This window comes from Paenarthrobacter sp. Z7-10, from assembly GCF_026932795.1.
Taxonomy (GTDB): domain Bacteria; phylum Actinomycetota; class Actinomycetes; order Actinomycetales; family Micrococcaceae; genus Arthrobacter_M.
The window spans coordinates 1-5,859 of sequence record NZ_JADPVH010000106.1; the positions used below are offsets into that span (position 1 = coordinate 1).

General features: G+C 54.7%; 3 rRNA genes. All 3 read left to right on the top strand.

What is annotated here, in order from left to right:
- Positions 1 to 177: 177 nt before the first annotated feature.
- Positions 178 to 1,701 (top strand): 16S ribosomal RNA (locus IV498_RS18475).
- A gap of 522 nt (positions 1,702 to 2,223) precedes the next feature.
- Positions 2,224 to 5,365 (top strand): 23S ribosomal RNA (locus IV498_RS18480).
- A 331-nt stretch (positions 5,366 to 5,696) separates the two neighbouring features.
- Positions 5,697 to 5,813, top strand: a 5S ribosomal RNA gene (gene rrf / locus IV498_RS18485).
- Together the 16S, 23S and 5S rRNA genes form the textbook arrangement of a ribosomal RNA operon.
- Positions 5,814 to 5,859: the final 46 nt, after the last annotated feature.

Here is a 5,859-nt window from a genome sequence, read left to right on the forward strand (position 1 = left end):
TGCGTCTGTTGTTTGAGAACTCAATAGTGTGCCAAGTTTTGTCTTTACCGATTTATTTTATTGGTTGAGACTGTTGTTGCTGCCGTTGTGGTGGTGATGGCTTTTTTAGCTGGTTTCGAATTTAGTGCAGCCTGGCCCTGCTTTTTCCGTGGGGTTGTGGTTGTGTTTGTTGATACATCAACGGAGAGTTTGATCCTGGCTCAGGATGAACGCTGGCGGCGTGCTTAACACATGCAAGTCGAACGATGGTCCCAGCTTGCTGGGGGATTAGTGGCGAACGGGTGAGTAACACGTGAGTAACCTGCCCTTAACTTCGGGATAAGCCTGGGAAACTGGGTCTAATACCGGATATTCACTTTTCACCGCATGGTGGGGGGTGGAAAGATTTTTTGGTTTTGGATGGACTCGCGGCCTATCAGCTTGTTGGTGAGGTAATGGCTTACCAAGGCGACGACGGGTAGCCGGCCTGAGAGGGTGACCGGCCACACTGGGACTGAGACACGGCCCAGACTCCTACGGGAGGCAGCAGTGGGGAATATTGCACAATGGGCGCAAGCCTGATGCAGCGACGCCGCGTGAGGGATGAAGGCCTTCGGGTTGTAAACCTCTTTCAGTAGGGAAGAAGCGTAAGTGACGGTACCTGCAGAAGAAGCACCGGCTAACTACGTGCCAGCAGCCGCGGTAATACGTAGGGTGCAAGCGTTATCCGGAATTATTGGGCGTAAAGAGCTCGTAGGCGGTTTGTCGCGTCTGCCGTGAAAGTCCGGGGCTCAACTCCGGATCTGCGGTGGGTACGGGCAGACTAGAGTGCAGTAGGGGAGACTGGAATTCCTGGTGTAGCGGTGAAATGCGCAGATATCAGGAGGAACACCGATGGCGAAGGCAGGTCTCTGGGCTGTAACTGACGCTGAGGAGCGAAAGCATGGGGAGCGAACAGGATTAGATACCCTGGTAGTCCATGCCGTAAACGTTGGGCACTAGGTGTGGGGGACATTCCACGTTTTCCGCGCCGTAGCTAACGCATTAAGTGCCCCGCCTGGGGAGTACGGCCGCAAGGCTAAAACTCAAAGGAATTGACGGGGGCCCGCACAAGCGGCGGAGCATGCGGATTAATTCGATGCAACGCGAAGAACCTTACCAAGGCTTGACATGAATCGGAAAGGCCTGGAAACAGGTCCCCCGCTTGCGGTCGGTTTACAGGTGGTGCATGGTTGTCGTCAGCTCGTGTCGTGAGATGTTGGGTTAAGTCCCGCAACGAGCGCACCCCTCGTTCTATGTTGCCAGCGGGTTATGCCGGGGACTCATAGGAGACTGCCGGGGTCAACTCGGAGGAAGGTGGGGACGACGTCAAATCATCATGCCCCTTATGTCTTGGGCTTCACGCATGCTACAATGGCCGGTACAAAGGGTTGCGATACTGTGAGGTGGAGCTAATCCCAAAAAGCCGGTCTCAGTTCGGATTGGGGTCTGCAACTCGACCCCATGAAGTTGGAGTCGCTAGTAATCGCAGATCAGCAACGCTGCGGTGAATACGTTCCCGGGCCTTGTACACACCGCCCGTCAAGTCACGAAAGTTGGTAACACCCGAAGCCGGTGGCCTAACCCTTTATTGGGGGGGAGCCGTCGAAGGTGGGACCGGCGATTGGGACTAAGTCGTAACAAGGTAGCCGTACCGGAAGGTGCGGCTGGATCACCTCCTTTCTAAGGAGCACCGAGCACCTGGCAGCATGATGCATGTTGTGTTGTGGGGGTGTGAGGAGTTAAAGCCCATTGCGCAGGCGTTTGTTCTGCGGTGGGTGCTCATGGGTGGAATATTGACGGAATAGGTTTGTTTGTTGTTGGTGGCGGGTGTTTGAGTACTGCCTGGTCCTTTTGGGGGTTGGGTGTGGAAAGGGTGTTGTTCCTGTTGCTGGTGGTGGGTGGATCGTTTGGCACACTGTTGGGTTTTGAGGCAACAGGTTTCTTCGTGTTCTGCATGCTTTGGTGTGTGGGGTGTGGGGGGTTTGTTGGTTTCTGTTTTCCTGGGCGTGCCCTGTTCATCGTTGGTGGTGGGTGGGGGCGTGTTGGGGTTGTTGTTTGAGAACTACATAGTGGACGCGAGCATCTTATATTAAGAAGCAATTTCCAATTTATGAACCTGGATCTGTTGCTGCCGCATCTTTTGGGGTGTGGTGGTGGTGGTTTTCGTGGTTCTCTCGAGTTGAGTGTTTTTTGATCTTTTGTGGTCAAGTTTTTAAGGGCGCACGGTGGATGCCTTGGCATTAGGAGCCGAAGAAGGACGTAGGAATCTGCGATAAGCCTCGGGGAGTTGATAACCGAACGGTGATCCGAGGATGTCCGAATGGGGAAACCCCGCCACGGGTTGTGAGACTGCGTGGTGACCTGCAGCTGAACACATAGGCTGTGTGGGGGGAACGTGGGGAAGTGAAACATCTCAGTACCCACAGGAAGAGAAAACAATAGTGATTCCGTTAGTAGTGGCGAGCGAACGCGGATCAGGCTAAACCGGTTCCATGTGTGATAGCCGGCGGGCGTTGCATGGTCGGGGTTGTGGGACTTTCCGTACTGGTTCTGCCGGACTGGTGGGGTGTGAGTGTAGGCATAGGTGAACGGTTTTGAATAGCCGGCCGTAGAGGGTGGTAGCCCCGTAACCGAAATGTTTGTACACCGCCTGGGGAGTATCCCAAGTAGCACGGGGCCCGAGAAATCCCGTGTGAATCTGTCAGGACCACCTGATAAGCCTAAATACTACCTAATGACCGATAGCGGACAAGTACCGTGAGGGAAAGGTGAAAAGTACCCCGGGAGGGGAGTGAAACAGTACCTGAAACCGTGTGCCTACAAACCGTCGGAGCAAGTCTGATTCTTGTGACGGCGTGCCTTTTGAAGAATGAGCCTGCGAGTTAGTGTTACGTCGCGAGGTTAACCCGTGGGGGGAAGCCGTAGCGAAAGCGAGTCTGAATAGGGCGAGTGAGTGGCGTGATCTAGACCCGAAGCGAAGTGATCTACCCATGGCCAGGTTGAAGCGACGGTAAGACGTCGTGGAGGACCGAACCCACTTCAGTTGAAAATGGAGGGGATGAGCTGTGGGTAGGGGTGAAAGGCCAATCAAACTTCGTGATAGCTGGTTCTCCCCGAAATGCATTTAGGTGCAGCGTTGCGTGTTTCTTGCTGGAGGTAGAGCTACTGGATGGCTAATGGGCCCTACAAGGTTACTGACGTCAGCCAAACTCCGAATGCCGGTAAGTGAGAGCGCAGCAGTGAGACTGTGGGGGATAAGCTTCATAGTCGAGAGGGAAACAGCCCAGACCACCAACTAAGGCCCCTAAGCGTGTGCTAAGTGGGAAAGGATGTGGGATTGCGAAGACAACCAGGAGGTTGGCTTAGAAGCAGCCATCCTTAAAAGAGTGCGTAATAGCTCACTGGTCAAGTGATTCCGCGCCGACAATGTAGCGGGGCTCAAGTACACCGCCGAAGTTGTGGATTTCGGATTTGTGGTAAGCCTTCGTGGTTCAGCCGTCCGGAGTGGTAGGGGAGCGTCGTGTGGGCAGTGAAGTCGCGGTGTAAACCAGTGGTGGAGCCTACACGAGTGAGAATGCAGGCATGAGTAGCGAAAGACGGGTGAGAAACCCGTCCGCCGAATGATCAAGGGTTCCAGGGTCAAGCTAATCTGCCCTGGGTAAGTCGGGACCTAAGGCGAGGCCGACAGGCGTAGTCGATGGACAACGGGTTGATATTCCCGTACCGGCGAAAAACCGCCAATACTGATCGGGTGATACTAACCGCCAGAAGCATGACCGCCCACCCTTGTGGTGACGTGGTTTTTTGTGGATCGCGGGACCTGAGCCCGGGAGGTAAGCGTATTAACAGGTGTGACGCAGGAAGGTAGCCAAGCCGGGCGATGGTTGTCCCGGTCTAAGGATGTAGGGTCAGTGATAGGCAAATCCGTTGCTGTGTCTTTGATGACGTGCCTGAGATCTGATGGGACCCCTTTATCGGGGAATTTGGTGATCCTATGCTGCCTAGAAAAGCATCGGCGCGAGGTTTTAGCCGCCCGTACCCCAAACCGACACAGGTGATCAGGTAGAGAATACTAAGGCGATCGAGAGAATTATGGTTAAGGAACTCGGCAAAATGCCCCCGTAACTTCGGGAGAAGGGGGGCCCCAACCTTGAACGGACTTCGCGTCCGGGAGGGGATCAGGGCCGCAGAGACCAGGGGGAAGCGACTGTTTACTAAAAACACAGGTCCGTGCGAAGTCGCAAGACGATGTATACGGACTGACTCCTGCCCGGTGCTGGAAGGTTAAGAGGACCGGTTAGCCTGTAAGGGCGAAGCTGAGAATTTAAGCCCCAGTAAACGGCGGTGGTAACTATAACCATCCTAAGGTAGCGAAATTCCTTGTCGGGTAAGTTCCGACCTGCACGAATGGAGTAACGACTTCCCCGCTGTCTCAACCATAAACTCGGCGAAATTGCAGTACGAGTAAAGATGCTCGTTACGCGCAGCAGGACGGAAAGACCCCGAGACCTTTACTATAGTTTGGTATTGGTGTTCGGAGTGGCTTGTGTAGGATAGGTGGGAGACGTTGAAGCTTGGACGCCAGTTCGGGTGGAGTCATCGTTGAAATACCACTCTGGTCACTTTGGACATCTAACTTCGGCCCGTAATCCGGGTCAGGGACAGTGCCTGATGGGTAGTTTAACTGGGGCGGTTGCCTCCTAAAGAGTAACGGAGGCGCCCAAAGGTTCCCTCAGCCTGGTTGGCAATCAGGTGTCGAGTGTAAGTGCACAAGGGAGCTTGACTGTGAGAGAGACATCTCGAGCAGGGACGAAAGTCGGGACTAGTGATCCGGCGGCACATTGTGGAATGGCCGTCGCTCAACGGATAAAAGGTACCTCGGGGATAACAGGCTGATCTTGCCCAAGAGTCCATATCGACGGCATGGTTTGGCACCTCGATGTCGGCTCGTCGCATCCTGGGGCTGGAGTAGGTCCCAAGGGTTGGGCTGTTCGCCCATTAAAGCGGTACGCGAGCTGGGTTTAGAACGTCGTGAGACAGTTCGGTCCCTATCCGCTGCGCGCGCAGGAAATTTGAGAAGGGCTGTCCTTAGTACGAGAGGACCGGGACGGACGAACCTCTGGTGTGTCAGTTGTACTGCCAAGTGCATCGCTGATTAGCTACGTTCGGATGGGATAACCGCTGAAAGCATCTAAGCGGGAAGCTCGCTTCGAGATGAGATTTCCATGCACCTTGTGTGTGAGAGGCCCCCAGCCAGACCACTGGGTTGATAGGCCGGATGTGGAAGCGGGGACTAAAGACCCGTGAAGCTGACCGGTACTAATAGGCCGATAACTTACACCACACACCCGCCTGGGGTGAAGCGACTTCAAACGCTTCCCCCGAGAAGGGCGGGTATAAAGAACGAGACTGTTTGCGTCCACTATGTGGTTCCCAACCAACAACCCTTTGAACATGTGTTCCAGGGTTGTGGTTGCCGGAACCGGTATCCACAACACCACCCACAAATCCCATACCCCTGTTACCTGGGGTGGTGCGGGTTGGTGGTGGGGTAATAATTTTACAGTGAACAATTTTACAGCGAACATTATTGTTGTAACCACAGATTTCCGTATCGCCGCACCAGGAACCCCCACGGGTTTGCCTCAGGAGTGTGGTGGTGGTGGAGGAAGAGTTACGGCGGTCACAGCGTGGGGGAAACGCCCGGTCCCATTCCGAACCCGGAAGCTAAGACCCACAGCGCCGATGGTACTGCACTCGTGAGGGTGTGGGAGAGTAGGACACCGCCGGACAACCATTAAGAAAAAGGGCAGGAGCCCCGCACCATGTGCGGGGCTC